Annotated in this window: 27 protein-coding genes; 16 read left to right on the top strand and 11 right to left on the bottom strand. The window is 64.8% G+C overall.

What is annotated here, in order from left to right:
• Positions 1–134 precede the first annotated feature (134 nt).
• Genes PSC72_RS08810 through PSC72_RS08800 form a run of 3 tightly spaced genes read left to right on the top strand, consistent with a single transcriptional unit; the run spans position 135 to position 4,019 of the window.
• A complete protein-coding gene (locus PSC72_RS08810; protein ID WP_274325507.1) occupies positions 135–1,523 on the top strand; it encodes an SRPBCC family protein in 1,389 nt (462 codons plus the stop codon).
• Positions 1,520–3,391 carry an ABC1 kinase family protein gene (locus tag PSC72_RS08805; protein WP_274325506.1) on the top strand — a complete coding sequence of 624 codons (1,872 nt, stop codon included), beginning with the start codon at positions 1,520–1,522 and terminating at the stop codon, positions 3,389–3,391. Before PSC72_RS08810 ends, PSC72_RS08805 begins: the two co-directional genes overlap by 4 nt.
• Entirely contained in the window at positions 3,384–4,019 is a 636-nt protein-coding gene (locus tag PSC72_RS08800) for a class I SAM-dependent methyltransferase (protein WP_274325505.1), read from the top strand. Before PSC72_RS08805 ends, PSC72_RS08800 begins: the two co-directional genes overlap by 8 nt.
• A gap of 96 nt (positions 4,020–4,115) precedes the next feature.
• Here PSC72_RS08800 and PSC72_RS08795 read toward each other — a convergent pair whose 3' ends face one another.
• A complete protein-coding gene (locus tag PSC72_RS08795) occupies positions 4,116–5,540 on the bottom strand; it encodes an ABC1 kinase family protein (protein WP_274325504.1) in 1,425 nt (474 codons plus the stop codon).
• 256 nt (positions 5,541–5,796) lie between these two features.
• Here PSC72_RS08795 and PSC72_RS08790 point away from each other — a divergent pair, with 256 nt between their 5' ends.
• The 4 genes from PSC72_RS08790 (at position 5,797) to PSC72_RS08775 (ending at position 7,342) form a co-directional block, all read left to right on the top strand.
• A complete protein-coding gene (locus PSC72_RS08790) occupies positions 5,797–5,940 on the top strand; it encodes a YHS domain-containing protein (RefSeq protein WP_328518186.1) in 144 nt (47 codons plus the stop codon).
• Positions 5,941–6,003: 63 nt separating this feature from the next.
• Positions 6,004–6,639 (top strand): MaoC/PaaZ C-terminal domain-containing protein, encoded by a 636-nt coding sequence (locus tag PSC72_RS08785; protein WP_274325502.1) that lies wholly within the window; start codon positions 6,004–6,006, stop codon positions 6,637–6,639.
• A 58-nt stretch (positions 6,640–6,697) separates the two neighbouring features.
• The gene (locus PSC72_RS08780) at positions 6,698–7,060 is read left to right on the top strand and encodes an SHOCT domain-containing protein (protein WP_274325501.1); all 363 of its coding nucleotides are present in this window, start codon (positions 6,698–6,700) and stop codon (positions 7,058–7,060) included.
• Positions 7,061–7,135: 75 nt separating this feature from the next.
• The gene (locus PSC72_RS08775; protein WP_274325500.1) at positions 7,136–7,342 is read left to right on the top strand and encodes a hypothetical protein; all 207 of its coding nucleotides are present in this window, start codon (positions 7,136–7,138) and stop codon (positions 7,340–7,342) included.
• Between the two features lie 11 nt (positions 7,343–7,353).
• On the opposite strand, the gene PSC72_RS08770 is transcribed toward PSC72_RS08775, so the two are convergent.
• From PSC72_RS08770 to PSC72_RS08760, 3 genes are read right to left on the bottom strand one after another with little or no spacing between them, the layout of a single operon-like run.
• The gene (locus tag PSC72_RS08770; RefSeq protein ID WP_274325499.1) at positions 7,354–8,088 is read right to left on the bottom strand and encodes a hypothetical protein; all 735 of its coding nucleotides are present in this window, start codon (positions 8,086–8,088) and stop codon (positions 7,354–7,356) included.
• Entirely contained in the window at positions 8,088–8,834 is a 747-nt protein-coding gene (locus PSC72_RS08765; protein ID WP_274325498.1) for a hypothetical protein, read from the bottom strand. The genes PSC72_RS08770 and PSC72_RS08765 overlap by 1 nt, the downstream gene beginning before the upstream one ends.
• The gene (locus PSC72_RS08760) at positions 8,831–9,652 is read right to left on the bottom strand and encodes an ABC transporter ATP-binding protein (protein WP_274325497.1); all 822 of its coding nucleotides are present in this window, start codon (positions 9,650–9,652) and stop codon (positions 8,831–8,833) included. Before PSC72_RS08760 ends, PSC72_RS08765 begins: the two co-directional genes overlap by 4 nt.
• 619 nt (positions 9,653–10,271) lie before the next feature.
• On the opposite strand from PSC72_RS08760, the gene PSC72_RS08755 reads away from it, so the two are divergent.
• The 4 genes from PSC72_RS08755 to PSC72_RS08740 all read left to right on the top strand — a co-directional run bounded on the left by PSC72_RS08755 (position 10,272) and on the right by PSC72_RS08740 (position 13,256).
• Positions 10,272–11,675: a permease gene (locus PSC72_RS08755; RefSeq protein ID WP_274325496.1), complete on the top strand. Its 1,404-nt coding sequence runs from the start codon at positions 10,272–10,274 to the stop codon at positions 11,673–11,675.
• 7 nt (positions 11,676–11,682) lie between these two features.
• Positions 11,683–12,342: a hypothetical protein gene (locus PSC72_RS08750; protein WP_274325495.1), complete on the top strand. Its 660-nt coding sequence runs from the start codon at positions 11,683–11,685 to the stop codon at positions 12,340–12,342.
• A 75-nt stretch (positions 12,343–12,417) separates the two neighbouring features.
• Positions 12,418–12,600 (top strand): hypothetical protein, encoded by a 183-nt coding sequence (locus tag PSC72_RS08745; protein WP_274325494.1) that lies wholly within the window; start codon positions 12,418–12,420, stop codon positions 12,598–12,600.
• Positions 12,576–13,256: a DUF6920 family protein gene (locus tag PSC72_RS08740; protein ID WP_328518185.1), complete on the top strand. Its 681-nt coding sequence runs from the start codon at positions 12,576–12,578 to the stop codon at positions 13,254–13,256. Before PSC72_RS08745 ends, PSC72_RS08740 begins: the two co-directional genes overlap by 25 nt.
• A 33-nt stretch (positions 13,257–13,289) precedes the next feature.
• Here PSC72_RS08740 and PSC72_RS08735 read toward each other — a convergent pair whose 3' ends face one another.
• From PSC72_RS08735 to PSC72_RS08725, 3 genes are all read right to left on the bottom strand, one after another.
• The gene (locus PSC72_RS08735; protein ID WP_274325492.1) at positions 13,290–14,195 is read right to left on the bottom strand and encodes a hypothetical protein; all 906 of its coding nucleotides are present in this window, start codon (positions 14,193–14,195) and stop codon (positions 13,290–13,292) included.
• A gap of 10 nt (positions 14,196–14,205) precedes the next feature.
• A complete protein-coding gene (locus PSC72_RS08730; RefSeq protein ID WP_274325491.1) occupies positions 14,206–15,252 on the bottom strand; it encodes a hypothetical protein in 1,047 nt (348 codons plus the stop codon).
• A 253-nt stretch (positions 15,253–15,505) separates the two neighbouring features.
• A complete protein-coding gene (locus PSC72_RS08725; protein ID WP_274325490.1) occupies positions 15,506–15,970 on the bottom strand; it encodes a hypothetical protein in 465 nt (154 codons plus the stop codon).
• 415 nt (positions 15,971–16,385) lie between these two features.
• Here PSC72_RS08725 and PSC72_RS08720 point away from each other — a divergent pair, with 415 nt between their 5' ends.
• The 3 genes from PSC72_RS08720 to PSC72_RS08710 all read left to right on the top strand — a co-directional run bounded on the left by PSC72_RS08720 (position 16,386) and on the right by PSC72_RS08710 (position 18,840).
• Positions 16,386–17,255 (top strand): CPBP family intramembrane glutamic endopeptidase, encoded by an 870-nt coding sequence (locus PSC72_RS08720; protein ID WP_274325489.1) that lies wholly within the window; start codon positions 16,386–16,388, stop codon positions 17,253–17,255.
• 204 nt (positions 17,256–17,459) lie between these two features.
• Entirely contained in the window at positions 17,460–17,879 is a 420-nt protein-coding gene (locus tag PSC72_RS08715) for a universal stress protein (RefSeq protein WP_274325488.1), read from the top strand.
• 292 nt (positions 17,880–18,171) lie between these two features.
• Complete coding sequence (locus PSC72_RS08710; protein WP_274325487.1) at positions 18,172–18,840, top strand: hypothetical protein; 669 nt, start codon at positions 18,172–18,174, stop codon at positions 18,838–18,840.
• A 32-nt stretch (positions 18,841–18,872) separates the two neighbouring features.
• On the opposite strand, the gene PSC72_RS08705 is transcribed toward PSC72_RS08710, so the two are convergent.
• Both PSC72_RS08705 and PSC72_RS08700 read right to left on the bottom strand, forming a co-directional pair.
• Complete coding sequence (locus tag PSC72_RS08705) at positions 18,873–19,712, bottom strand: ABC transporter permease (protein ID WP_274325486.1); 840 nt, start codon at positions 19,710–19,712, stop codon at positions 18,873–18,875.
• Positions 19,709–20,707, bottom strand: a complete 999-nt coding sequence (locus tag PSC72_RS08700; RefSeq protein WP_274325485.1) for an ABC transporter ATP-binding protein — start codon at positions 20,705–20,707, stop codon at positions 19,709–19,711. The genes PSC72_RS08705 and PSC72_RS08700 overlap by 4 nt, the downstream gene beginning before the upstream one ends.
• Positions 20,708–20,889: 182 nt before the next feature.
• On the opposite strand from PSC72_RS08700, the gene PSC72_RS08695 reads away from it, so the two are divergent.
• Positions 20,890–21,192: an SHOCT domain-containing protein gene (locus PSC72_RS08695; RefSeq protein WP_274325484.1), complete on the top strand. Its 303-nt coding sequence runs from the start codon at positions 20,890–20,892 to the stop codon at positions 21,190–21,192.
• A gap of 13 nt (positions 21,193–21,205) precedes the next feature.
• Here the strand turns inward: PSC72_RS08695 and PSC72_RS08690 are convergent, their stop codons facing one another.
• Both PSC72_RS08690 and PSC72_RS08685 read right to left on the bottom strand, forming a co-directional pair.
• The gene (locus PSC72_RS08690) at positions 21,206–22,816 is read right to left on the bottom strand and encodes an SLC13 family permease (protein WP_274325483.1); all 1,611 of its coding nucleotides are present in this window, start codon (positions 22,814–22,816) and stop codon (positions 21,206–21,208) included.
• Positions 22,817–23,347: a VIT1/CCC1 transporter family protein gene (locus PSC72_RS08685; RefSeq protein ID WP_274325482.1), complete on the bottom strand. Its 531-nt coding sequence runs from the start codon at positions 23,345–23,347 to the stop codon at positions 22,817–22,819.
• A 312-nt stretch (positions 23,348–23,659) separates the two neighbouring features.
• On the opposite strand from PSC72_RS08685, the gene PSC72_RS08680 reads away from it, so the two are divergent.
• Positions 23,660–24,532: a universal stress protein gene (locus PSC72_RS08680; RefSeq protein WP_274325481.1), complete on the top strand. Its 873-nt coding sequence runs from the start codon at positions 23,660–23,662 to the stop codon at positions 24,530–24,532.
• Positions 24,533–24,703 lie beyond the last annotated feature (171 nt).

Below are 24,703 nucleotides of genomic sequence, written 5' to 3'. Positions count from 1 at the left end.
TATAATGTTTCAACTGGAGAAACGGCCGTCGTGACAGTCTGGAACGCGTCCCGAATCGGAGACGTTCTACACCACGGGCTGCGAACCAATTTATCCCCGCTGAGCGCGTAGTCGCGGTCATCCGGAGCTCCACGATGGTTGACCACGAACTCACTGTAGACCTTCCCAGTGGCGACGAACAGACGACCGCAACGGTAGACGTGACTGGGCCGAGTCCGGTGGATTCGGAGATGCTCCGGGTCGAGTACGCACGAGCCACCGTCAGTGTCGATGCCGACGCTGAGACGTTCTTCGAAGCGTTCAGCCGGTTCGTCAGGTACGACGAGTGGGCACCGGACGTCCAGGGATCGGCCCACTGGTTGACGATTCGCGACGGCGGACCCGGATCGCGGTTCGTCGCCTACGACAAACCCGGCCGGACACACCTCGCGCACTTCGGAGAGGTCGTGGATGTCGATCGACCGACGCACTTCGCGTGGCGTGCACCCTTCAGCGAGTGGCAGCGGGCGTTCGTCGGGACGACCCTGGACATCGAACCCGCGGAGGGCGGGGCAACGGTTACGGAGACACTCTACTTCGACGTCCGCGAGGAGCACCTCCCCGTCCTCGGCGGCTTCCTGGGCACCGACGACCTGGACCGGGCGACGTTCGAGACGTTCCTCGAATCCCGGCTTCGGGGGCTCGACGACCTCCTCCAGTCGGGAAAGCTGGACGACGACGAGTCGTCGTTCCTGTACACTGAGGACCGCGACGTCGCCGCCGACTGGGTGGGTCGCATCTCCGAGGGCGAATGGGTCCGGGTCCTCTACGCCGACGGCGAGGTCGACTTCGACGCCCCGGTCAGTGACGTGTTCAACGCCTTCTCTCGCTTCGCCCGCTACGCCGACTGGACGCGGGACATCCACGTCGGATATGAGTGGCTCGACGTCGTCGAGGGCGGCGTCGGGTCGAAGTTCCTCATCTGGGAGAAGCCCGGCGATCGCCACGTCATGCACTACGGCGTCGTCACGGAGTGTGAGCGCGACCGCCGATTCACCTGGCGCGCGCCCTTCGCCGAGTGGGGGAAGGTCTTCCTCGGCACATCACTGCAGCTGACGCCCCGAGCCGACGGCGGAACGACGGCGTACCACGTCCTCTACGTCGACCTCCCGGCGGAGTACCTCCCCGTCTTCGGCGGGTTCGGAACTCTTCCCGGGTTCGACATCGAGTTCGAGACGTTCCACATCTACGAGGAGGCCGACGGGTTCCAGCGACTCGTAGAGGACGACGCATTCACCGACGAAGAGCTGTCCTACCTGTTCGACGAGAACCGGCGGATCGCCCGCGACTGGCCGATGCAAGAGGGGCGTCCCTGGCCCGACGCGGCGCTCACCCTCGAACCGGACCGGACGATTTCGTACGAGGAGCTACTCGTCGAGTTGTCGGAGACGTTCGCGGAGTCGGTTCCGTCGCCGGCGTTCAGCCGCGAGTACCGCGACCTGAAGCGACTCTGGACGCACACCGACCGGGGAGAAGACGAATGACCGGATACGTCCGCGAGCGACTGGTGACGGCTGCCCGGTTCGTCGAGATACTCGGCGCGGTTCTCGCCGAAGCAGTCCGCTACAAGCTCAGTTCCGACCCGCTCCCCGAGCACGTCCACCGACTCGTCGTCCGTCTCGGACCGACGTTCGTCAAGCTCGGCCAGATCGCGTCGACGCGGCCGGACCTCGTCCCGCCGGATGTCTCGGAGCGACTCGAAGACCTCCAGGAGAACGTGCCGCCGTTCCCGTATAGCGAGGCGCGAGCGGTCGTCGAGCGCGAACTCGGTGCCCCGCCCGAGACAGCGTTCCGGCAGTTCCCGACCCAACCCGTCGCGTCGGCGTCACTGAGCCAGGTGTACTTCGCGACGCTCGACGACGGGACGGAGGTCGCCGTCAAGGTACAACGCCCGGGGATCCGCGACCAGATGGAACGTGACCTCCGCGTCGTCCGCGCACTTGCACGAATCGTAGCTGTGACGGGGTTGGTTCCTCGACGGCTGCCCGTCGTCCGGATCGTCGACGAGTTCGCCCGCTGGACGCTGAAAGAGCTCGACTTCGAAGTCGAGGGACACAACCTGGAAGAGTTCCGCCGCAACTTCGCCGACTGGGACGACGTCACCTTCCCGGCGGTGTCCTGGGACCACACGACCCGACGCGTCCTCACGATGGAACGGGTTTCGGGAATGCGCCTCGGAGAAGTCCCCGACGCGGTGAGCGAGCAACGTCAACGCGATCTCGCACGACGGCTCTCGGAACTTCTGATCGAGATGTTCGTCGCGGACGGCTTCTTCCACGCCGACCTTCACCCGGGGAACGTATTCTTCGGCCGCGACGGGTCGATCGCCGTGCTCGACGTCGGCATGGTCGGACGGATGACGACGGAGCAGCGCGACCGCTTCCTCGCCTACTGGATCGCAATCACACGTCGCCAACGCGACCGGGCATTCCACCATCTACTCGCGATGGCCGAATCGACCGAGCGGGCCGATCTCGACGGATATAGAGACCGCTACGACGTGCTCCTCGACCGGTTCTACGACGCGGATCTCTCCGAACGGAGTCTCGCCCAGACCTACCTCGAAATCGTCTACGCCGGCGCCGAGCACGGCGTCGTTTTCCCGTCGGAACTCGTGCTCCAGGCGAAGGCGGTCGTGACCGCCGAGTCACTGACACTCGTGCTCGCTCCCGAATTCCGTTTTGCCGACGAGATCCGGCCGATCGTCGCCGAGGAGCTGGCCAAGCGAGCGGCACCGCAGGCGGCGATGGATCGCGCGTGGGGGGAGTTGGTCGACTGGATCCTACTTGGGGAGGGTGGAACTGGCGGCACGGCGCCGACGCCCGAGCAACCGGACGAGGCGGCGTTCCGACGGGAGGCGATCCGAGCGGTCGCGAATGTCTGGACCGACGACGTCGACGCATTGCTTCGCGACGTGCAGACCGACGTTTCAGAGTACACCTCCGCCGAGTACTGGCGAGATCATCCCGAGCATCACGCGCTGCTGGAAACCGCTCTCGGCCTCCTCCGGATGTTCGCGACCGAACTGGAACGCCTCGAGGGGCGGAGCCGCGTCGAAGGAGGAGACGAACCAGCCTCCGTCCTGTCCGTGGGCGGGGAGACAGACGTGTCGGACGAACTCGCGACCGAAGAGCTCTCCCGCCTGATCGAAGTCCTCGAAGACGACGTGAGCCGATACGAATCGGCGGAGTTCTGGGATCAGAACCACGAGTCCAGGGCGGCGCTCGTGTCGGGACTGACTGCCCTCCGCCTGTTCCTCACCCGACTCGATGGGAGCGTCGGTGCGAGGTATTCGTCGATGCCGGCGGAGGGAACAGCCGCCGACCAACGTCGTGGAGACACAGATGACTAACCACTCGCATCCGGTGTTTGCCCGCCTGTACGATCCGGTGATGGGACCGGCCGAACGCACACTCCTCGCCGCACACCGTCGCTACCTCGTCGACGGTCTGTCCGGGTCAGTTCTCGATCTCGGCGCCGGGACGGGTGCGATGTTCCCATACTTCGCCGAGTTAGCCGACGCTGGCGTCGACGTCTTGCCGGTCGCGATCGAACCGGACCCGCACATGCGTGCTCAGGCGGTCGACCGAGCGAACGAAATCGGCCTGGACGTCCAGATCGAGGAGGCGAGTGCCGAGGAGCTACCGTTCGCCGACGATTCGTTCGACGCCGTCGTCGCGTCGCTTGTCTTCTGCACGATTCCCGACGTCGACGCCGCACTCTCCGAAGTTGTCCGCGTACTGAAATCGGGCGGCGAGTTCCGATTCCTCGAACACGTCAGAGGGACCGGTCCGACCGGTACCGTTCACGACGTGCTCGCGCCGGCGTGGCACGTCGTCGCCGGTGGCTGTCACCTGAACCGGGAGACGGGCGAAGTGTTCCGGAGCGACGACCGGTTCGAACTCGTCGACTACTCACGCGTGTCGTCCGTGCCGTCGTCGATTGTTCCGGTTGTCCGTGGGACTCTCCGACGCCGGTGACCGCGGTCGCGGGCCCAATCGGTTGGTGCCCGTATTCGCGATCACCATCTACAGGCTGAGCAGGCCGAGTGCCTCGGGGCTTGACCCCGAGGCGGTTCACTGAGGTTGACGATTCGACGAACGGAGGAACAGAACGACGAAGCCGAACGCGACGACGATCCCGACAGTAGCATAAATGCGGCTTACGGGTACTACGAGGCCACTCGCTACGAGCGTCCCGGCTGCGAGGATGGCATACCCGATCGAACGAGTCTGTCGTCGTTGGTTTTCTACCAGCGCTCGGGGCGTCTCTACACGTTCTTGTTCCCGTGCGTCCAGTTCCCGCTCCAGTTTCGTGGGTAGCCGAAGGAGCGCCCAGAGAGAGGTTTCAAGGTCGGACCGAGCTTCGGCGAGTTTTATCCGGGCTGCTCGCCGGAGGAAGCCGTGCTCGCGGAGGAACGACTGTGCAGCGGCGAGAATGTCGAACTCGGGGTCGAGCTGTCTGAGAACGCCCTCGCCGATCGATCCCACTCGAAGGACCAACATCACGTCCGGCGGGATGCGAAACGGGAACTCTCGAAGCATTCCGACGATGACGTCGATAATCTGCTGCCAATCTACCTCATCGCTCCCCTCGAGATCCTCGATAACTAGCTCGAGGACGCGTCCGACGGCGGCTCTGTCGGCGTCTGGATCGAGCGCGCCGAGGGCGACGAGCTCGTCGATGATAGCGTCGACGTTCCGGTTGACTGCGGCCAGGTAGAGATTCACAACGCTCGCCTGCATCGCTGGCGTGAATCGGCCACTCATCCCGAAGTCATAGAAGACGATCCTACCGTCGTCGTCGACAGCGAGATTTCCGGGATGCGGGTCGCCGTGGTAAACGCCGTGTTCGAGCCCCATCGTGAAGTACGCGTCCGCAACTCGCTCGGCGACATTCTCTGGATCGTGGCCGCTCGCTTCGAGTTCCTTGACGTCGGTGACCTTCGTTCCCTCGACGTACCCCATGGTGAGGACGCGGTCCGACGAGACGTCGCGATACACGCGTGGGATCGTAACGGTGTCGTTCTCATCGGCGGCGAAGTTCTCCCGGATTTCCTCCATCATCCGGGCCTCCCGTTCGAAATCGAGTTCCTCCAGGATGATGCGCTCGAAGTCGTCCGCCATGTTCCGGAGTGAGAAACTGAACCGATCTGGTGCGAGAAACAGTGTGAGCGGGATGATGCGACGGATAATGCGCAGGTCGGTCTCGATGAGATCCTTGATCCCGGGTCGTCTGACTTTCACGACCACCTGTTCGCCCTGGTAGCTCGCCAGGTAGACCTGTGCCAGCGAGCCGCCGGCGATGGGTTCGGGATCGAAGTCGTCGTAAGAGTGATATCCGACATCTTCGGCGAGAGCCGGGATCATCTCCCGATACGGACCCGCCGGAATCGCGTCCTGGAGCGTGACGAATTCCTCGGCGTACACCTGCGGTACGAGGTCGGGACGCGTCGAGAGGACCTGGCCGATCTTCACGAACGTTGGCCCGAGGGCGAGCATTGCATCACGGAGGCGACGGGCACGTTGCTCGTGCTCAGACTGAGAGACAGTACGCGAGCCACCTGCGATTAGAAAACGGCGCCTATCACGGAGGAAGAGCAGTAAGAACGGGGTGAACGTCCGAGCGATCCGGACGAACCGGAGGAGAAATCTGACCATTGCCGTTAGTACAGCGTTCTCCCGACGGGCCTTAATTCGTATCTGTCACCGCCACTTCGAAATACCCAATCGGACGGGCAGTGAATCACTGCGTAGGATGCCGAATGACCCCGTCTGTGGTATGCAACTAACAACTGACGAGGCAGTAGCGTCGATCAGATACGACGAGGCAACGTACTATTTCTGTAGCGAAGAGTGTCGAGAGCGCTTCGAATCGCGACCAGCGGTATACACCGAGTAGAGAAATCACAGGCGGGAGGATTCGCTGACCGATGTTTATCCGAGAGCCAAGCGTACTGCCGGCATGTCGATCGATCCGGTTTGTGGCATGGAAGCCAGTGAGTCAAACGAGATAACCGCCGAGTTCGAGGGGGCGACGTACTACTTCTGTTCGACTGACTGCCGCGACTTCTTCGACGAACACCCGAAGCGATTCGTCGACGAGCCACATCCCCACCTCAGCGAGGCGAGCGGCGTCACGGTTCCGCGCTTGCACTACGGCCGCGCTGGCGGCGAGTTCGACCTGTCGATCGCCGATCCCGAATCTCTGAGCGCCGGTGACCGTGTCGAGTTCCGGAAGACACTCACTGACGACGACGTCCGGAAGTTCGCCGAGGCGACGGGCGACACGAACGCACTCCACCTGAACGATTCGTTCGCGGAGAAGACGCGCTTCGGCGGTCGCATCGCCCACGGGACGCTCGTGTCGGGACTCGTTAGCGCAGCACTGGCCTGCCTCCCAGGACTCTCGATCTACCTCTCGCAGAAGCTCAAGTTCGAGGGGCCGGTGCAGATCGGTGAGTCGCTTACGGCTGTCTGTGAGATCGACGACGACCTCGACGGCGACCGCTACCGACTGACGACCCGTATCGAGAACGCCGACGGAGAGCGCGTCCTCGACGGAACGGCCACGGTCCTCGTCGATCCCTTGCCGGCGTAGTCGGTCGGGACTGAATTACTTGGCATTCGGCTCCGTAGGATCGATGAGGAGATATATTATGGCTACACAGCGCTCGTCCGACGGATGGTTTCGGATCGTCGTCGTCGTTCTCGGCGTCATCGTCCTGTTCCCGTTGTTGATGATGGTGTTCGCGATGCCGATGATGGGGATGATGGGCTGGTGGTGGGGCGACGGCATGGCCGGCGGTCTTTCACCCCTGTGGGGACTCGGGATGATGCTCGTCTGGCTGGTCGTTCTGGTCGGTATCGGCTACCTCCTGTACCGTGGGCTCGTCGGCAGGACCGGGTCGGGCGCACTCAGCGATCCGGCGCTCGAGGAGCTACGGGTTGCCTACGCCCGGGGCGATCTTTCAGAGGAAGAGTTCGAAGAGCGGCGGGCGAAACTCCGGTCGGACAAGTGACCGAATCTCCAATCAGCACTCACTGTAGGTGGCTGGCGACGAAACTGCTTCCTGAATCGTCTCCGTAGTATCGGTATGTCCACGACTGTATCGACGCCTGATGCGAACGCGACCTGTACGTACTGCGGAGCCCGAATCTTCGACCACGACCCAATCTGCGTCAGGGACTGCACTGACGATTGCGGCTCGCCGACCTACTTCTGCAACTACGCGTGTCTGTCGGCTCACATCGATGAAAACGACCTCACCGCTGGGAACGCGTGTGAGTGGTCGCCCGAGTAATCGACTTCCGATCACTCGACGTCCGTCGCCCGATAGAAGACCAGCACGCCGATAGCGAGGAGGACGGCGGCATATGCGACGGCGCCGCCGAAGTCCCAGGCATCGACACCCGACGTGAACGCCGCGTCGAAGAGCGCGTTCGTCGCGTAGTGGCTCGGCAGGAGTCGCGTCCACTTGGGCGCATCAGTCGCAAGCGGGTTCTGGAACATGAGGACGTCCACCATCGGTGCGAACAGCATCACGTACACCCCGCCCAGCCGACCGAGGACGATGCCGACGACGACACCGAGGATGCCGTACGTGAGCCCGACGAGCAGCGTCGCCGCGACGAACGGGAGTATCGATTCGGGAGTGAATACCAGCACGGCGACGAGTACCGACGCCGCTGCCACGACGGCGGTCCCGAGTGCGAGCGTGCCGACCCGCGAGACAACGAGGTCGGTCGCGCTGTAGCCGGCGAGTCGGAGCCTGTCGTCGGCCGCCTGCGACGTCTGGACGAGGAACAGCCCGACGATGCCCGAGAGGATGGCGACGGTCACCGGCGTCATGAACGCCGCCGCGAAGTCCGCCATCGGAACAGTGACCGTCGTCCCGTCGATCGTTGCCGGGACGTCTACGTCCGGAACCAGCAGGACGAACGCGCCGATGATGTACGCCGGGAGGAATGCGAGCAGTGCCAGCAGGACCGGCGTCCGGCGGAACTCCCGGACGCCCATCGTCACGGCGGTCGCGACGCGGCGGTTCATCAGGCGTCACCCCCCGACTCGACCTGGTACGTGTAGACGATGACACTCAGGAGCGCGAACAGCGAGAGGTGGCCGAGGGCCGGGACCAAGTGCTCGGTCGCCAGCGACCCCTCGACGACGGCCTGTGTCACGATGGCGTGGGGATGGGCGAGCGGCGCGAACTGAGTGACGCCGTCCTCGATCGCGAACAGGCCGCTCGCGAAGACGTTGTCCACGTCCGCCAGGATGACGAGCAGGAGTGACCCCTCCAGCTCCCTGGGGAGTACGCTCCCGACGACGATACCGAGCAGGCCGTAGATGGCACCGGCCAGTGTAAGCCCGGCAAACGCGGCGATTGGTGCTCCGATCGGGTCGTCAACGAGGGCTATAAGCGAGAGCGCCGAGACGACGCCGACGACAGCACTGGCCACGGCGACGGTCGCGAACCGTGCCGTGACGAGTTCGACGCCGCGGAACCCACAGATTGCAAGCCGCCGGTCGGCGTGCCGGGCGCTGATCATCTGGAAGAGGCCGAGCACGCCCGCGAGCGCGCCGGTGGCGAACACGGCGCCAGTGATTCGGCCGACCGTCGCGACCGACCCGCTCACTGCGAAGATCCCAACGTCGGGGAACTGCCCCATGCCGATCCCGTATATCTGGATAGACAGCGCGGGCAGGACGATGAGCAACACGACGGTGAACGGTTCCCGGACGAACGAGCGCGTGCTCGCCCGAATGCCCGCCACGGTCCGGGTGACGCTACTCATTCGCCCGCCTCCTGTCCGGAAGTTGCTCGCTGTCCACCTCCGGCACCGGCCCCGTCGACGAACGATGCGGTCCGTTTGCACGCGACATCGTCCTCAGTCGGCTCCGAGTCCAGTCCCTTATCGTCGCCGATCTCCTGTCGGTGGAGGTGCCCGTCGTGCAGCTCGTACACCACGTCGAAGCGGTCGCGCTCGTTGATGATGTGAGAGATGATGGCGACGCCGACGCCGCGGGCCCGCAACTCCTCGGTCAGGTCCCAGAACGCCAGGAACGTCTCCCAGTCGAATCCGGTGTAGGGTTCATCCAGTAGAAGCAGGTCTGGCTCGTGCATCAACGCGACCGAGAGGTTGACCTTCTGTCGGTTGCCGCCGCTGAGGTGACGAACCTGCCGGTCCCGGAAGCGTTCGAAGTCAAGCACGTCGGTCAACCACTCCCTGGCTTCGGCGATTTCGTTGTCGGTCATTCCGTAGGCCGTCCCGAACAGCTCGAAAGTCTCGTCGACGGTCAGCCGGTCGTATAGCCGTGGTTCCTGCGGACACCAGCCGACCGAGCCCGCCCGGTCGACCTCGCCGGCGTCGTGGGTGAGGACACCGGCGAGGATCCCCATGAGCGTCGACTTACCGCTCCCGTTCTCGCCCATGATCCCGACGACCTGTCCGCGCTCGACACGGAGCGTCGCGCCGTCGAGGACCTCCACGGAACGGGTGAACGGAAGGACAGAGTCGTACGTCTTCTCGACGCCGCTCGCGCGAACGACGGCGTCATCTCGTAGCTTCTCGGTATCTGAGACGCCGCGTCCTTGATCGGGTGCTTCCTTCATCACACTCGTATAGACGCACACATGTTCCAATGCGATTTCCCTTAGAGAACCTTAACAGAGCGCCCCCACAACATTAGATCCGAAGTCGAGACTCACACTGATGTTTCGCCACTCGGATCTAGTCATCGTAGTGGATATCCGGTGGCGGAACCCTCGTCTATACACCGATCGATCGGTCCGATTGGCCGCTAACTCGTCGATTCACTCTCTGCGGAGGAGAGTTGACCTGCTCCGGCGATCACCCGAGAGAATACCGCAGATCGATTAGAACGGTGACATCGTCGCTGTTAGGCGTTACATCCACGTTCAGTAATTGGTTCGGCTCCGTCCCGAGAAGTACCACGGCACGAACAGGCCGCAATCCCACTTTGAATTCAAATGACTTCCCGGTCCCATAACCATGGTCTCGAAACAGCAATCGCATTGAAATATGGTTGCGTATCTCCAGACAGGGTTCGCTATCGAGCGGACGACGGAAACCAATGACCACTCCATACACAACTCGACGATTCAGTCGTACTGATTTCGGGAGAGGCCAACTCGAAGTAGATCGAGTGGAACCGGGTGTAGCACCGAACGAGCAGGTCGCCCTTCGGCCGGAACAGGAGGTCCGGTGCTGATGCTACAGGCGACGCTCGGGTCGCAACTGTTCGAGGCGCTTCGAATCGGGTTCGGATTCCTCTGGACGGCCGCGTGGGCGATCATTATGGGGTTAGTCATCACCAGCCTCGTCCAGGTCTACGTCTCCAAAGAGCGGATGGCGGCGGTTCTCGGCGAGGGCGGTCTCAGGGGAATTACCAAGGCGACGCTATTCGGCGCCGCCAGTAGCGGCTGTAGCTTCGGCGCCGTCGCCATCGGCAAGGGACTGTTCAAGAAGGGCGCCCACGTCGTCAACTTCCTCGCCTTCATGTTCGCGTCGACGAACCTCATCGTCGAACTCGGGCTGATGATCCTGATCCTGCTGGGCTGGGAGTTCCTCGTCGCCGAGCTGCTGGGCGGCGTGATCCTCATCGCGGTGATGGCCGTCATCGTCCACCTGACGCTCCCCGAGAATCTCTTCGACCGTGTTCGCGAGGAACTCAACGAGCGGGACCACGAACACGGCGTCTCCGAGGACCCGACCTGTGGAATGGAAGGCAAAGACGAGTACTCCATCGTCACCGACGGCGGTGAGACGCTGAAATTCTGCTCGGAGGGGTGCATGGAAACCTACCGCCAGGAAGCGGCGAGCACTGGCGGCTGGCGCGACGAACTCCTGTCCTGGGGCGGGTGGTACAAGGTGGGCAATCAGTACCGTAAGGAGTGGTCGATGCTCTACAAAGACGTCATCGCCGGATTCCTGATTTCGGGGTTCGTCATCGTCTTCGTTCCGCAGTGGGTCTGGAACACGCTGTTCCTCCAGGGCGATAGCCTCCTCGTTAGCGCAGAAAACGCGGTGATGGGCGTGGCCATCGCCGTCCTGAGTTTCGTCGGGAGCATGGGCAACGTTCCCTTCGCCGTCGCACTGTGGGGCGGTGGCGTGAGCTTCGCTGGCGTCATCGCGTTCGTCTACGCCGATCTGATTACTGTGCCCGTGCTGAACGTCTACCGCAAGTACTACGGCTGGAAAGTGATGGCGTACATCCTCGGTGTCTTCTTCGTCACGATGGCCTTCACGGGCTTCCTCATGGAGCAGCTGTTCGACGCTCTCGGCATCGTCCCGAACCTCGCCGGCGGCCAGACCGCGACCGAACAGACGTACTTCGAACTGAACTACACGTTCTACCTCAACCTGATCGCCTTTGTGCTCTCGGGATTCCTCCTGTACGTCTACCGGCGTGGACTGGGAGCGCCCGGTCAGTATCGCGACCCGGTCTGTGGGATGCGGACCGGTGATGACGGACCGAGCGTGACCCACGGCGGCGAGACGTACCACTTCTGCTCGAAGGCGTGCAAGCGGCGATTTGAAGAGTCGCCTGGCGAGTTCGAACAGATCGAGTCCGTCGCGTCGGGAGCAGCCACCGGCGGACACGAACACCACTGACGGACCCATGACCTGGAAGACTGCCGATTCAACGACGGTCTCCCGCTCGGAGCAACAACTACCTGACTGGCTGGCGGCGTACACCACGTACGGACTCTGGGGCCTCGTCGTCGGGACGGTCCTGTGTCTGCTCGCCCTGTTTACGAACCCGATTCCCGACCCGTCCTTCCCGTGGTTCTCGCTACCAGAGGCATACCGAGTACCGGTCACCCAGCCGCGGATCGAGCACTGGCCGGTGAGTTACACAGTCGGGATCTGGCTGTGGATCGCGTGTGCCTCGGCGCTGTTCCTTCGGGGCTACGAACGGTTCGCGGGGCGGTGGCAGTACGGTCCTGCGACGTGGCTCGTCGGCCTGCCGACCGTCGCGATGATCGCGCTAACGACGTACTGTCGATTCTTCTGGCCGAAACCGGATCCAGCGACGTGGAACGCTCCGGCGTACACGTTCGTCTGCTGGGCGTACTGCTCGACGTACGATCCGCTCTGGAGCAATCTCGCGTACCTCGTCGCCGGGATCGGCGTCGTCGCGTTCGGTCTCGTCGTCCGACGGTCCTCCCTGGCCGTCGCGACGGAGGCGACCTTCGGCGTGCTAGCGCTCCCGCTCGGCCTCCCGGCGCTGTTCGACGCGTATCGCCGGTCGGTCTCCGGTCCGTCGAGACATCCGTAGTACGAGACGTCGGGTCGTGGTCGTTCACACGTCACCTCCACCAACACTCACGTGTTCGCGACGCGAACTTCCGGTATGGAATCGTCGACGCTCCGTCGCCTGTTCCTCGGCGTCGTCCTCGCGGCCGTCGCGATCGTCGCGGTCGGACAAGTGCGACTCGAAGGAAACAACGGGTCGAGGCGCTCCGGTCGGCCGCCCGGCCCAAACCAGCGGACACCTACGATCCCAAGGACGTGGCGGACCTCCCGCGACCGGTGAGACGATACTTCGAGGCGGTGCTGGAGCCCGGTCAACGGCCGGTACGGTCGGTCCGGCTCACCCAATGCGGCGAGTTCAGGCCCGGCGGTGTCGACGACCCGTGGAAGCCGATGACCGCGACGCAGGACTACTCCGTCGATCCGCCCGGCTTCGTCTGGGACGCCAGGGTCGAGATCGCGCCGTTCCTTCCGGTCCGCGTCGTCGACGCCTACGAGTCCGGCCGGGGATCCCTTCGCGCGCACCTCCTGTCGACGATCCCGGTCGCCAGCTCGGACCCTGGCCCCGAACTGAACGAAGGAGAACTGCTGCGGTATCTCGGGGAGGCCGTCTGGTTCCCGACGGCGCTCCTGCCGGATGCGGGCGTCGAGTGGACGGCCGTCGACGAGGGCTCCGCCCGTGCAACTATCAGAGACGGGGAGACCACCGCGTCGCTCGTCTTCCACCTCGACGACGAGGGGCTGGTTAAGCGGGTGACCGCCGCGGAACGGTACCGCCAAGAGGACGGCGATTACGCGCCCTGGACCGGCCACTTCGGCGAGTACGAGCGACGTGACGGAATGGCACTACCGAGCAAGGCGGCCGTCGAATGGAACCTCTCAGAGGGCGACTGCCAATACTGGCGGGCGCGACTCGAGTCGGTCGACTACCGATACTGAGTGTGAGTGTCCCGCGGGCCATCGGCCGTGGCGTCAGTCTGGACGAGCGTCCGGTAGCGAATCCAGGAGGTGGCGCCGAAGGAGGTCCGTCGCGAGCGCGCCGGTGAGGTGTCCTTTGTCCACGACCGCCAGTTCCATGCCCGCGTAACTCGGGCGCTGTACGTCGTACTCGACGATCCTGTCGTAGCGGGCGAGAAGCGGCGAGCAGTCGTCGCGCTCTACTGCCCGGAACTCCGCATCGTAGTCGAGCACGTTCCGGAGGAGGCTCGGTCGTGCTAGCGCCGACTCTGCGGCGACATGTCGGTAGACCGACGAGACGAATAGCTCCCCGAACGCCGCCCCCGCCAGGAGCGGGACATAGCGGTCAGCGGTCCCGTAGACAGCACGGTGGAGGGTGGCGGCAAAGCCGCCGAGGCTCGTCCCCGAGAGTATCACGGGCCCATCGGTCCGGTCGGTCGCTCCCGCTCGTATCGCTTCCATCAGGGCGGTCGACGACGCGACCATCCCGACGAAGTTCGCCAGGTCGGACATGGCGTCGACGTAGTCCTCGCGGGGCCCGCCGTGGAACGGTGTCCGGATGGCGACGACGTTGGCCGGGACCTCGGCGTTGGTCGCGACGAACAGCCTCCGGAACGTGTTCGACGAAAACCGGCCGAAGTCGAATGGCTGCTCACTACTCCCGTGGTGGTAGACGACCGTCGGGTACTCGGGTCCGAGCCACTGCCAGGGCATGTATGCGGCATCGAAGGTGCCGACCGGCGTGTCGACCGCGATGTCATGGCGGCCGGCGACGGCGACGTCGTCGACGGTCGCCTCGGCCTCGGCCGCGACGTCGACCAGCGGCGGCGCGTCGACGGAACGGGCGAACAGCTTCCGATCCCGGTACAGGAAGCCGCTCAGCCGGAGGGCCGCGACGTCGAGGAGTGCATGTGGGTTCATGAGTTGCTCGTCACCGACGATAGCGGCCGGTGCCAGTTTCCAGTTCCCCTCCCGCCACGTGCCACCCGGACTGGGGGCCGCGAAGCTCGACCGCCACCCTATCGCGGTACTCGTTGCCGGTCCAGCCGCCGGAGAACCACTCGTTGCGGCCGAAGACGCCCGCGGAGACTGTGACGGTGGTTCCGTCGTCGGCACCGTAGTCAGCGAACACGCGGGTGTCGTACGCGTAACACTGCTGCGTGTCGAAGCGCTGGTCGAGACAGTCGACCGCCGTCCGGTCGTACTGCGGCGACAGGAGCGGTTCGTCGCCGAACGGGTCCGCCGTGTCGACGGACGCTTCGGCGGTCAGGCGGACCGTGAAGGCGAACGAACCGTCGTGAGAGACGCCCATCGACGGGTCCGTCGGGTCGTACTCGTCGGGGGACACCGGCTCGGTCCACCCCATCGTCTCGTTCTCGACGGTTCGGTAGTAGTACCGGGAGACCTCGATGTGGTCGGCGGAGATGGCGACCATCGGCCCGTGATCGGTCTCGACGAGTTCGTAGGTGAAGTTCACCGGCGCCGGGCCGTCGCCGCCGTCCCGACCCACGGGGCCGTAGCGCTCGTACCTGACGTCCTCGACGAACACCTCGGCGAGTCGGGTCGAATCGTTCGCGACCGGGGCGGGCACGTAGATCGTCGGCTCCTCGAGGGTCCCGTTCGTGTCGAACGCCACCTCGTACTCGTAGGTACTGTCGTAGCTCGCAGCGACGCGATCCTGGCCGAGCACAGAGAGCCCGCCCAGCAACAGCCCGAAGACTACGACGACGATGATCGTCCCGAGACCGACCGTCCGCCAGTACTCCCGGCGACCCGGACCGCGCGTGAGGAAGGCGAACGTCAGCACTGCGGCGGCGGTGCCGGCGACGAACCCAACTGGCAGGCCAACGAGGAGGGACGGCCAGATCAGCGGGTCGAGAACGGCGGTCAGGGCCACAGCGATGACGGCGAATGTGACGACGCCGGCGATGAAGGCGAGGGTCCCGTTCCGGAGCGTCTCTCGATCGAGGGAGTACATGCCTTCTAGACGTCCGGGAACGGCTTAATCGAGTGGTTCGTTCCCGGGGAGCGGGAAGGCCGACTCACGGAACTGCGGGCCCCTGTCGAACAGTGGACGGTCGCGCCACGGCCCCTCTTCGCAAAGGTGCCCGAGCTCGCGAACGCACTCATCCGTCGACCACGGACTGGACGGCCTGGAACTTTCCGCTCCGCCCGTCCCGTCGCGTCGTTCGGTTCGCGCACCCTTGCTGGCTCGGTTACACCCGTCGACGTCATCTGTCGGACACCACCGCGACGGTCCGTGCGAACCGTTCGACTACCGACTCGGGAAACTCGACGCGGAAGAGCACGACGTGAACGGCGGCCAGGATGGCGTTCGTCGGCCACCAGAATCCCAGCGGCGCGACGCAGACGTTGAAGACGGCGCCAGCGACGAGTCCGGTCCTCGCTCTGCGACCGCGCGAGAGGACGGCCACCGCTATCATTCCCTCGGCGAGTGCAAGGACAGGCAGGAGCACGCCCTGGTTGGGGAGGACGACCCCGGTCCAGAGGTCGCGATACCAGTCGAACAAGATGTACGGGGTGATCTGGTCGTATATCGCCCGGTTGGTCGCCCAGAAGACGAGGTGGACGAGTGCTCCGCCGACGTACGTGAGCCCTAGGAGCAGCCGAACGACGTCGACCGGGGCCCTCGGTGAAGCGGTCCTAGTAGTGGCCGTCCCGGTAGCGGCGGTCATCGTGTCGACGGTTCGGGCCGAGACTAGTTAGTACCTCAATACGATTCTCGGCAGGGGAGAATCAGCGGGGAGTTCGCCGCGGAGATCCAACCGAACGCTGCCATGGCGTCTCAGCCCATCTGCGCATCCGGTTGTATTCAGACAGATCCCCGGTTCCGTGAACCGATCTCTCTGACGGCGGGAATCACCCTTCCGGTTTTAGCTATCGCTGCACAAATCAGTGAGTAGAGGGCCGATACGTGACCCAACACGAGTCAGACGACGGAGCGAGTTTCTCGAGCCGCGGGCTCACAATCGAGCCACGCGAACGTGTCGGGCGTGTCGTCCTTGGCGCTTGCCCTAGCGACGATACTGGTCCATCTGAGAGTGGAAGCGATTCGACGACGCCGACTCCCGGTCACCGTTTCGAGGGACAATGACGACGGACGACGACGGCGCCAAGACTACTGCTTCGACACCGACAGTCGGCAAAACAGTAGCCGCTAGGGAGAGCGGGAGAACGTTCGGCCGGCGGTTCGGTGTGAGCTTGCTACTGGGAATTCCGGGGATCGCTGCTCTCGTCGGCTACATCTACTTCGCGACGCCGTCGACCGCCGTCCCCACCAAGCTCTCGCGTCCGCTTTTCGCTCTCCTCTCTGGCATCAACCCCCTGCTCCTCCTCGGCGTCGCGTGTCTGCTCGGCGCGTACGCAGCGCCGCGGGCGGGACTGCAGTCGCTCCTCGTCGACGGGGAGGCGAGTGACGACGGCGTCTGGAGACGCCTCCGCGGCCAAGTCGTGCTCGCGGCCGGGCTCGGCGTCCTCGGAGGCGTCTCGATAATCGTCCTCGACGTGGCGATGATGCCCTTCGTCGCACAGGAGTTACCCCAGTCTGCGATCGGGGCGACGAGACCGACCGTTCTAGACGTGCTCGCCTACGCCCCCGTCAGATTCCTGTACGGTGGTATCACCGAGGAACTCTTACTCCGGTTCGGGGTCATGTCAGCAATCGCGTTTGTCGGCTGGTACGTCACTGGTCGGCGGACGGGCGGCCCCCGTGCAGGGGTGATGTGGACCGCTATCGTCGTCTCGGCCGTGCTATTCGGCGTGGGTCACCTCCCTGCGCTCGCCCAGGCGGTCAGTCTCACCCCGGCTCTGATTGCGCGGACAGTCCTACTGAACGCGGTCGCCGGCGTCCTCTTCGGCTGGCTCTACTGGCGACGGAATCTCGAGGCCGCCATGATCGCCCACGCGTCCTTCCACCTTCCCCTACTGGCTCTCTCGCTCATGCAGGTCGCAATGCTCTGACGGACCACGACGGCGGGTACCCGAACCAGAGCGGTCGCGTCGCCTTCCTATCGTTACAGAATGAGGGCTCTGTTGAAACCCTCAGCGATTGATACAATAAGCGTGCTGAATACAGAGCGTGCGTTCAGCCCCTGGTGGTAATACGTCGCTTATCCTGGGACGAGCGAACCACCATTTTATGCACACCCTGACCGTAGTTACTGCATGATCTCACGAATTCTCATTCCGATGGACGACTCAGAGATGGCCCAACGAGCGCTTGAGTACGTCCTTGAGAATCATCCCGGCGCGGAGATTACTGTCTTGCACGTCGTGGGCGGACCGTCACCGTGGGGGACAGAAGCCACGTCACTTGCTCTTGAGGAGGATATTGAAGAGGCTGCCGAGGAGCGCGCCGAGGAGGTGTTCAATGACGCCCGGAACCTCGCCGCCGAATACGATGTCGAGATCACGACCGAGGTTCAACTGGGCCACCCGGCTCGGGCGATTCTGAATAGAGCCGACGATTTCGATGCGGTCGTCATCGGGAGCCACGGCGGCTCGTTGGTCGATCGACTGGTCGTCGGGGACGTTGCCCAGAAAGTGTTCCGCAACTCGCCCGTTCCTGTCATCGTTGCTCGGTGAGTGGCGGCGACTGAGGCCAAGGGACGGACGTGCCCGGGAACTGTCGGCTAACGGGATAATGACCAGTCCTACCGCTATCTGTCCCACTCAGTTCAGTTTCTGTCTAAATCGAGTTAAGTAGTAGATACGCGCCCTCTATTCAGTACGGACGCTAAAACCTATCACCGTCTGAGGATCTCAACAAGGCCAGAATAAGTAATGCGGACTTCCGAGCAGGCCCGGAGACGACAGCGCGAAGCCACTGGGCCGACGAAAACGATACGGCCCCTGCCGGCGACGAGGGAAACGACGCATGGACGCCGAACGTTCCGAGTCCGGTTCGGGCGGGCCACTCACCGGAACGATCCGAACCGTCGGGCGGTACGTCAACCACGACGACGTCCTCGTCCGCTTCGCGTCGCTGTGGCTCCTCGTTGCGACGGCGTTCACGGTCTCCTGGGTGGGGAGCTACTACCTCCTGCCGCGCGGGCTGCTCCTGGGCGGAAACCCGGCCGCGACGACCGAGTACGCGGGCAGCGTTTCCCGCGAGTTCCTGACGCTGTTCGGCTGGAACGTCGGCGTCTCGCTGATCGCCGTCGGGGCGAACGCCTTCCGGTCGGTGAACACACCGCTCGGGTACGTCGTCGAGGTCGTCCAGGCGCCCCGTTACGGTATGGTGTGGGGGACCGGTTCGCTCGCCGTCGACTCCGGGGCTCGGATCGCGCCGTCGCTCTCCGTACTCGTCGAACGGAGCGGGCCGCTGGAGATCACGGCGATGGTCGCCATCGTGGTAGCGACTCGGAGCGTGATGATCTGGCACCAGGAGTCCGGACCCCGCTGGACGGAGGAGTTCGAACGGGTGCGGTCGCCGCGGGACTGGTCGCTGACGCGGCGCGAATGGGCACTGCTCCTCGCTGGCTACCTTCTGCTCGCCGTCGCGAACTACCGGGAAGCGATCGCCATCGCGAACGTGGCGGGGTGACGGTTGCTCGATCCCGCAGCAGTTGGCGTCGCCTAGCTCAGGTCGGCTCGTCGGAAGGAGAGGTAGCCGACGACGAGCGGGAGGAGCGTCCAGGCGAGCAAGATCGCCAGGAACGCAATCGGATCGAGGTACCATGGGACTGCCCCGCCGATCCGTGCCTCAATCGCGGTCTCGGCACCGAGCAGGAGCGTCTGAACGAGCGCGTTGTACGCCCCGGTCGGGCTGAGTCCCTGGAGCAGCGGGAACCACGCCGGGACGACCTGTCCCGGCATCTCGCCCGTCACTAGCAGGTGAACGGCGTTCGGGACGAGGTCCCACAGCAGCGTCAGCCCGAGGTACGCCGTGATGGCCAATGTCATCGCCCGGGCGCGGGTCGCGGTGACCGCCGAGATGCCGACCGCGATCCCGACGAACGCTATCCCGAGGAGGACGGTCAGCGCGGTCGTTCCGAGGAACGCCGTTAGCGGGAGCTCACCGTAGAGCGCCAGCGTGACGAGACCGGCGACGGCAAATCCCAGTGCGAGTCCGACGGCGACCACGCCGCTTCGACCGAGGAACTTCCCGACCAGGACCTCGCCACGGGACGGCGGCAGGCCGAGGAGGACCTTCAGGCTCCCCGACTCGCGCTCGCCGGCGACGGCGAGGTAGGCCGCGATCAGCGCCATGATCGGGACGAGGAGTCCCGCGAACTGCGAGGCGCCGCCGATGGCCATCTCGGCACCGCCCTCGACGTCGGGGACGAGCAGCGAGATGCCCGCCGAGAGCGACGTCATGACGGCGATGATCGCGACGATGCCCCAGAGCAGCCGCGACCGCAGGGCGTCGTCGAACTCCTTGCGAGCGACGATCGTCCAGACGCGAGCGGCGCTCATTCGCCCACCTCCTGGGCAGCTGCTTCCGACGGCGTGTCGCCCGTGTACGCGGTGAACAGGTCCTCGAGCGACGACTCCGCGATGGACACGTCGAGGACGGCCGCGCCGTCCTCTCGGATCCGGTCGATTACGGCCACCTTCGCCGCTGGATCGTCGACGTTCACACGGATCGTCCGCCCGTCAACGGCGACGTCTGTAACGCCGGCGAGTTCACCGAGGGTCAGCTCATCGGGGATGGCGTCGACAGCGAGGGTCACGGTCGAGCCCGTCCCGAGCGCGTCGCGGAGGCCGCCGATGGAGTCGACGGCGACCAGGCGACCCCGGTTCAGGATCGCGACCCGGTCACAGACCGCCTCGACTTGACTGAGAATGTGACTCGAGAAGAACACTGTCCCGCCACGGTCGGCGTGGTCGCGGGCGATCTCACGGACTAGCCGGACGCCGTTGGGGTCCAGCCCCGACGAGGGCTCGTCGAGGATCAGCAGGTCGGGGTCGCCGACCAGCGCGATCGCGAGCGCCAGGCGCTGGGTCATTCCCTTCGAGTAGCCACCGACGGCCCGGTCGGCGGCCGATGGGTCGAGCCCCACGCGTTCGAGGAGCGTCGCCGGGTCGTCGTCGGCGCCCTTCAGATCGACGGCGTACTCGAGGTGCTTGCGGCCCGTGAGGCGGTCATAGAGGCCGTATCCGTCGGGAAGGATGCCGACCCGCTGGTGGATGGCACGCGTGTCCGCCTGCGCGTCGAACCCGAGGACGGTCGCGCTTCCCGACGTGGGGCGGACGTAGTCCATGAGCACGTCGATGGTCGTCGACTTCCCGGCGCCGTTCGGGCCCAGGAAGCCGAAGATCTCACCTTCGTACACGGTCAGGTTCAGGTCGTCGACGGCGAGGACGTCGTCCCCGTAGCGCTTGGTGAGCCCGCTCGTCTCGATAGCGGCCTGTTCGTCCCGGGCGCTCGAATCACCTGAATCAGTCTTGGTTCGAGGGACTTGGTCCATACTTAACCGACGGTCGCCACACGGAAAACCTCGCAAGTCGTTTCTCACGCGACGGAAAACTGTCCGATCGAACGAGATGATCGCGGCTCCGAGTCGGCCCGTTCGTCTCCCAGACCGACGCTCGTTCCCGTCGCGGGAGAACGAGCGTCGCCGGTTTTACGCGAGGGTCACGTACTCGACGTATGGCTACAGCAGTGACCTCGACATTACAGTACGGTACGCTGCAAATGGGAATGGAGACTGAGTGGAGCTGGATGGCGTGGGGTGGGATCGTCGCGATGGTTCTCTTCGCTCTGTTCCTGGCCGCCGTCGTTATCGTCTTCCTCAGGCTGGTATTCATTCCGATCGTCGAGGGGACTGAACGCGCGACTGAGAACGAAGGAGTGCAAGACACGGCGCTGGAAACTCTCCGCGAGCGGTTCGCCCGCGGCGAAATCGACGAGGACGAGTACGAGTGTCGGCGCGACGTCCTCACCCGCGAGTGAGGCCGGCGCGATCCTATCCCAGCAACGGCCAGACGACGGTGAACAGACCGTAGGCGAGCACGGCGGTGACGGCGGCCATGGCGACGTCAAGGAGAATCCCCGGCTTGAGCATGTCGTCCTTGGTCATCGACCCGGTTCCGAAGGCGATCGCGTTTGGCGGCGTCGCGACGGGCAGCGCGAACCCGAAACTCGCGGCGATACCGCCGGTCACCGCCAGGAAGACACTGGCCGTTGTCGGGTCTCCGGCAAACTGGTCGGCGTAGCGGGGGCCCATGGCGATCAGGATGGGGACCGAGATGGCGGCCATCGCCGTGTTCGAGGCGAGTTCCGAGACGGCGATCGTTATCGCGGCCACGGCGAGGGCGACGAGGAAGAGCGGTGCACCGGCCACGGCGTCGACGGCGTTCGCTGCCAGCCACTGCGTCGCGTTCGTCGCGGCGAGCGCGTTCGCCAACGTGATCCCACCCCCGAGCAGGACGATCGTTCCCCAGTCGATCCGCTGGACGTCCTCCCACTCCAGGACGCCGGCGATCGAAAGGGCCGGAATCGCGGCCAGCCCGACGGTCACGTAGTAGAGGACGCCCTGGTGTGCCCCAGCTCCGAAGAGACTCCCCTCGCTCCCCCCGAACAACGTCGCGTACCACGTCGCGGGGAGGCGCCCCTCGAATAGAAAGCTGAACCCACCGAGTAGCCACAGTCCGGCCGTGAGGCCGGTTATCAGGAGGACGCGCCGTTCGTCCGTCGACGGCGGACCGACGTCCCGGAGATAGCGGCGTGCGTCCGCTCTCGCGGCGGTGACATCCGTGATCTGTGGTGGATAGACGGCAACGGTGAGGACGTACCACGTCAGCGGGAGTCCCACGGCGACGAATGGCAGGCCGACGGCCAGCCACTCGCCGAACGTGATCGTGTATCCGATCTGCTCGGCGAGTTGCGAGACGAGGATGGCGTTGGGCGGCGTTCCGATGAGCGTCCCAACGCCGCCGATGCTTGCCGCGTAGGCGACTCCCAGTACCATCGCGAGCCGGAAGTTCGATCGGCCGTCCGAGGTGTCCCCGTTAGCGTCCGCTGGCGCCGTCCCGTCGGCACGTCCACCAGTTTCGTCGGTGGCCATAGTGGGAACGCGTCCGGCGTCGGCTGTGCCGGTCGCCGCATCGGCACCGACGCGATCTGCGATGCCGATGGCGATGGGGACCATCATGGCCGTCGTCGCGGAGTTGGAGATGACCATCGACAGCGCCGCCGTCGCGAGCATCACGGCGAGGACGATCCGTCGCGGCGACGTCCCGACGGCGGCGAGAACGTGGTAGGCGATCCGACGGTCCGTCCCGTGCTTCTGGAGCGCCTCGGCGAGAACGAATCCAGCGAGGAGCAGGAAGACGATGGGATCGGCGAACCCGGCGACGGCCGCTCCGGCCGTCGGGACGACGCCGAACGCGGTCAGGACCACAGGGATCGTCAGTGCCGTGATCGGCAACGGGAGCCCGCCGGTGACCCAGAGCGTTCCGGCGAAGGCGGCCGTCGCGAGCGCGAACTGTGCGTGGGACGGAAGCCCGTCGACCGGCACGGTGGCAACGGCCACGAACGCGACTCCGGCGGCCAGGAGCGCGCGACGGTCGGCCATCTACGCGAGCCCACCCAGCGTGACGCCCGCGGCGTACGCGACGGCGGCTGCGAGCATTCCGATCGCGAACATCTCCGCGCCGGCGCGATACCAACGGCGGTCCGTGACGAGCGTCCGGCTCGCGCCCACAACGAAGAAGGCGATCCCGGTCACGACGACTGACAGCCGAAACGTGGCGTCGATCCCGAACGCATAGGGAACCAGCGGCGCCCAGCCGGCGACCACGAACGAGAGGAACGTTACTGCGGCCGTGTAGCGTGGCGGACGAGCGTCCGCGACCGTGGTTCCCCGGGCTGCGCGATAGTCCCGTTCGGAGTGCTGGCTGAGATAGTTGCTCATGCCCATCGAGAAGCCATCGGCCAGCAGGTTCGCAACGCCGAGGATCAAAACGATCGCCGGGTCGAGTGCTGCGCCGGCGACGCCCGCGACAACCGCAAACGTCGTGACGATCCCGTCGTTCGCTCCGTATATCACCTCGGCGATATACCCGCCAGCGTCGTCGAACTCGTCCCCGAGGAACTGTTCGATCATTGTCTACTGCGTCTCGTGGCTCTCCCATAATAGCACGGCGAGAATGCTATCTCGTCGCGGTGATGGGCTAAGCTGGTTCAGCCTCTAGATGGTCGCTCCCGGGATCGATGTCCACGGCGTCAACGCCGTGGAGGAGGTCAATCCGAAACAGTCGTTCTCGAGCGCTCCCGTGGCTCGGAAGTCAACGGAGTCAAGGGACGAGCACGATTCCATGGTATGCAGGTCCGGAGTATCTGACCCGCTCGTTCTTCCCAAGTGAGAACGTTCGCCCGGTTTGACACTCCCCCAGATCGTAGTTTACCGTGAGACCGTATGTACGAAAGAATCCTCGTCCCAACAGATGGGAGCGCGGCGTCCGAAGCGGCCATCGAAACGGCGCTGACGCTCGCACGACGGTTCGACGCGACGTTGTACGCGATCCATGTCCTCGAACTCGACGAACTCCCGCCGGAATTTGACGCGGGAGCGCGTGCTGAACTACAAACTCGCGCTGAATCACTCCTCGCGACTATCGCGGACTGGGCCGACGACGCAAGCGTGTCGACTGTGACGGAGGTCGTCGAACCCGTGGGGCTGGTCCGCCAGGCGATCGTCGACTACCTCGACGAGCAGGACGTCGACCTCGTCGTGATGGGGACGCAGGGACGGACCGGGTTACACGAACTCGTCCTCGGGAGCGTTACCGAGCGCACGCTCCGCCTCTCTCCGATCCCCGTCCTTACCGTCCACGAGGAGACGGAACTCGATCCCGAGTTCGACGCGATACTCGTCCCGACGGACGGGAGCGAAGTGGCGAACGCCGCAGCGGATCACGGGATCGAACTCGCCGGCCGGGCCGACGCCGCGTTGCACGCCCTACACGTCGTCGACGTAACCGGTTTCTGGACCGACGTCGACAGTCCCGCAGTACTCTCGGCCCTCGAGGAGGCCGGACAGCGAGCCGTCGACGATGTCGTCGATCGCGCTAGCGAGGCGGGCCTGGGGTCCGTCGAAGCGTCAGTCAGTAGTGGAACCCCGGCCAGCGGGATCGTCGATTACGCCGACGACCGCGACGTCGATCTGATCGTCATGGGGACGCACGGCCGGACCGGTCTCGACAGATTCCTACTCGGTAGCGTCGCGGAAAAGGTCGTCCGCGTCTCTGACATCCCAGTGCTAGCGGTGTCAGTGGATCCAGAACAGTGACGCGCCTCGCCGGCCGAATTCTGGCGTACCGCTGGTCGACACGACTCCACCGAGGGGCGACACGTGTGGGGGGAAACGACTGTCCGTCTCCCGCCGGGAGATAATAGACGAGCGCCAGTCGCCTGCGCGTGGCCGGTGTCGCGAACGACACCGCTCGGGGGCGTCTGAGCA

Origin of the sequence: Halosimplex aquaticum (genome assembly GCF_028747785.1) — an archaeon.
Taxonomy (GTDB): Archaea; Halobacteriota; Halobacteria; order Halobacteriales; family Haloarculaceae; genus Halosimplex; species Halosimplex aquaticum.
This window is presented reverse-complemented; position numbering and strand designations above follow the sequence as displayed.

Coding starts and splice junctions, on each gene's coding strand:
- PSC72_RS08810 (WP_274325507.1), top strand. CDS start 135: ATGGTTGACCACGAACTCACTGTAGACCTTCCCAGTGGCGACGAACAG.
- PSC72_RS08805 (WP_274325506.1), top strand. CDS start 1,520: ATGACCGGATACGTCCGCGAGCGACTGGTGACGGCTGCCCGGTTCGTC.
- PSC72_RS08800 (WP_274325505.1), top strand. CDS start 3,384: ATGACTAACCACTCGCATCCGGTGTTTGCCCGCCTGTACGATCCGGTG.
- PSC72_RS08795 (WP_274325504.1), bottom strand. CDS start 5,540: ATGCTCGCCCTCGGGCCAACGTTCGTGAAGATCGGCCAGGTCCTCTCG.
- PSC72_RS08790 (WP_328518186.1), top strand. CDS start 5,797: ATGCCGAATGACCCCGTCTGTGGTATGCAACTAACAACTGACGAGGCA.
- PSC72_RS08785 (WP_274325502.1), top strand. CDS start 6,004: ATGTCGATCGATCCGGTTTGTGGCATGGAAGCCAGTGAGTCAAACGAG.
- PSC72_RS08780 (WP_274325501.1), top strand. CDS start 6,698: ATGGCTACACAGCGCTCGTCCGACGGATGGTTTCGGATCGTCGTCGTC.
- PSC72_RS08775 (WP_274325500.1), top strand. CDS start 7,136: ATGTCCACGACTGTATCGACGCCTGATGCGAACGCGACCTGTACGTAC.
- PSC72_RS08770 (WP_274325499.1), bottom strand. CDS start 8,088: ATGAACCGCCGCGTCGCGACCGCCGTGACGATGGGCGTCCGGGAGTTC.
- PSC72_RS08765 (WP_274325498.1), bottom strand. CDS start 8,834: ATGAGTAGCGTCACCCGGACCGTGGCGGGCATTCGGGCGAGCACGCGC.
- PSC72_RS08760 (WP_274325497.1), bottom strand. CDS start 9,652: ATGAAGGAAGCACCCGATCAAGGACGCGGCGTCTCAGATACCGAGAAG.
- PSC72_RS08755 (WP_274325496.1), top strand. CDS start 10,272: ATGCTACAGGCGACGCTCGGGTCGCAACTGTTCGAGGCGCTTCGAATC.
- PSC72_RS08750 (WP_274325495.1), top strand. CDS start 11,683: ATGACCTGGAAGACTGCCGATTCAACGACGGTCTCCCGCTCGGAGCAA.
- PSC72_RS08745 (WP_274325494.1), top strand. CDS start 12,418: ATGGAATCGTCGACGCTCCGTCGCCTGTTCCTCGGCGTCGTCCTCGCG.
- PSC72_RS08735 (WP_274325492.1), bottom strand. CDS start 14,195: ATGAACCCACATGCACTCCTCGACGTCGCGGCCCTCCGGCTGAGCGGC.
- PSC72_RS08730 (WP_274325491.1), bottom strand. CDS start 15,252: ATGTACTCCCTCGATCGAGAGACGCTCCGGAACGGGACCCTCGCCTTC.
- PSC72_RS08725 (WP_274325490.1), bottom strand. CDS start 15,970: ATGACCGCCGCTACCGGGACGGCCACTACTAGGACCGCTTCACCGAGG.
- PSC72_RS08720 (WP_274325489.1), top strand. CDS start 16,386: ATGACGACGGACGACGACGGCGCCAAGACTACTGCTTCGACACCGACA.
- PSC72_RS08715 (WP_274325488.1), top strand. CDS start 17,460: ATGATCTCACGAATTCTCATTCCGATGGACGACTCAGAGATGGCCCAA.
- PSC72_RS08710 (WP_274325487.1), top strand. CDS start 18,172: ATGGACGCCGAACGTTCCGAGTCCGGTTCGGGCGGGCCACTCACCGGA.
- PSC72_RS08705 (WP_274325486.1), bottom strand. CDS start 19,712: ATGAGCGCCGCTCGCGTCTGGACGATCGTCGCTCGCAAGGAGTTCGAC.
- PSC72_RS08700 (WP_274325485.1), bottom strand. CDS start 20,707: ATGGACCAAGTCCCTCGAACCAAGACTGATTCAGGTGATTCGAGCGCC.
- PSC72_RS08695 (WP_274325484.1), top strand. CDS start 20,890: ATGGCTACAGCAGTGACCTCGACATTACAGTACGGTACGCTGCAAATG.
- PSC72_RS08690 (WP_274325483.1), bottom strand. CDS start 22,816: ATGGCCGACCGTCGCGCGCTCCTGGCCGCCGGAGTCGCGTTCGTGGCC.
- PSC72_RS08685 (WP_274325482.1), bottom strand. CDS start 23,347: ATGATCGAACAGTTCCTCGGGGACGAGTTCGACGACGCTGGCGGGTAT.
- PSC72_RS08680 (WP_274325481.1), top strand. CDS start 23,660: ATGTACGAAAGAATCCTCGTCCCAACAGATGGGAGCGCGGCGTCCGAA.